This window comes from Stieleria mannarensis, from assembly GCF_014154935.1.
Taxonomy (GTDB): Bacteria; Planctomycetota; Planctomycetia; order Pirellulales; family Pirellulaceae; genus Stieleria; species Stieleria mannarensis.
Genome location: NZ_JACEHH010000128.1, coordinates 1 through 1,865, shown reverse-complemented (window position 1 = coordinate 1,865; position 1,865 = coordinate 1). Strand labels below are relative to the sequence as shown.

The window sequence follows — 1,865 nt, the reverse complement described above, 5'->3', positions numbered from 1 at the left end:
ACTGATCGCCGGAGGGTCACGGGTGACGGCGTCAGTCCGGCTCGGCGAAAGCCAAAAAACGTAGGGAAGAGTGAGGCGTCGGCATTATGTGTGAAGTCGCGTGCGCAGGCGATTGATGCGCCCGTGACCGCCGGGGAGCCTGTCGGTGATTCGCTGAGGGCTATGGCCGAACAGACAAGCTGTCGGTTGATGGTTTACCGATCGGCTCGTTCCCGGCTTACGTCGCTGTCGCTCGTCGCGGTCACTTTCGCCCTTCTTGATAAGGAGCTCGGCCTCCTGCCTCGCACTGTTCTTATCGGGCTCCGCCCTCGGCGTCGGTGCCGCTCGCTCGCGCTCGGCGCTACCCTCATCCTTCGGTCGCTTCCAATCACCTCCGTCAACCGTCGGCTCCGCATCACTGCGTTCGCTCCGGTCGGCGATCGGCGGCCAAGTCAATCGAGATGTAACGAGCATGCTTGTCTCGGCTTTCACACTTCACTCTTCACCCTTCCCACTTCATCCATGCCGCCGCTCTCCGACTGACATCCTGTCCCCGACGGGTTTCAATCGACGGACATCCTACCCGCCGTGCCTACGGCGTTCTTTTGCGCTCGAAATGTGTCCGACCGGTCAACTGGGATAGCTTCGCGGCCAAGCGTTGCGGCGGAAGTTGGCTCGGTCCTGTGATCACATCAATCGTCCGCCGCTAATTGCCGGGATTCAGCCCCCGTCCCCTTTGATTTGAACAAACTTCTCAGTATCTGGGTGCAATGTCAACGATATCTGAGTCTCGGATGTAGATCTTCTTCCCTTGAAACACTACGCGATACGCCGAATAGAAATGCCCGGTTTCCTCGTCTGTTTTCGTTGCAATGCCAAGAACTTCTGCCTCAATAGTAACGCCTACCCCCAACTCAATGGCTTTACTCTTCGTTAAGGTGATTTCCGATATGTTGGGCCCTCCTTCATTTCCCTGGTCTGGTGACGCGACCGGAGGGATGAGGCGGATTTCCCGCTGAGTTGGTCGGCAGCCAATCGTGTAGATAACTAATACCAGAACAAAAACTTCAAGAAATTTCATGGCTCGCCCATTAATTACCGCAAGTGGATACAGGACACTTACCAGGCTTACGGGTCTTTAGCATGCTCGGATCAGGAGTATGGAATCTCCTAATCCCGGCAAGTAGTTCTGGATGATTAGGGCCCAAGATTGCCGGAGGATCTGCATATAATAAGTTGTTCTCCGTTTCCCAGTCTTTGGAAATCACTGCTTGCACATCATCCATGCTGTGGTTGAAGCCGTCCTTCGCCCAAAAACGCAGTGATTTCAGGTAGCCCTCTAATGCTTCTTTCGCTGCGTTCCTGGTTGTCCGACACACTGTCCCACACTTGAAGACTTCCGCTTCGCTATTTGCTGGTTTTATAAAATGCTTGTAAAGCATGCGATATGCCTTCACTCTATTTATCTCATGTGTCTTTATGTCTCCCCAGCCTCGCTCTGTCGTCAGAACGCCGACTGACTCTGATTTCTTGATGATGTAGGAGTCCACATGTACGTTAAGTTGCTTAGCCTTGAGAACGTGGGCGCAAAAACAATCTGGGCATCCAGGCTTTGCATATACGTCAATTACATCGTTGCCCGTTTCTTTGACTACTGGTTGCGGGGTATAGCCATGAACGTAGCGATTCCCATCGTTCATCCCCATCATTTCCGAGTAACTTACCTGATGGCCCGTCGCGGTGAATTCAAGCCCGAACGGATCAACTAAACTGACTGCGGAGTTTCTTACGTACGTGTAGAGGCCAATTCCGCCTGCATACCCGATCGGATCTCTGGAGCAGAACCGGCCGGCAATGGAGTCGTACATGCGAGCACGGTAGTGGTA

General features: G+C 53.6%; 2 protein-coding genes. Both read right to left on the bottom strand.

Going from position 1 to position 1,865, the window contains the following annotated elements:
* Positions 1 to 733: 733 nt before the first annotated feature.
* Complete coding sequence (locus H1B37_RS32640; RefSeq protein WP_182871457.1) at positions 734 to 1,060, bottom strand: hypothetical protein; 327 nt, start codon at positions 1,058 to 1,060, stop codon at positions 734 to 736.
* Positions 1,061 to 1,070: 10 nt separating this feature from the next.
* The coding region (locus H1B37_RS32635; protein ID WP_182871456.1) for an RHS repeat-associated core domain-containing protein at positions 1,071 to 1,865 on the bottom strand (795 nt) is incomplete at its 5' end.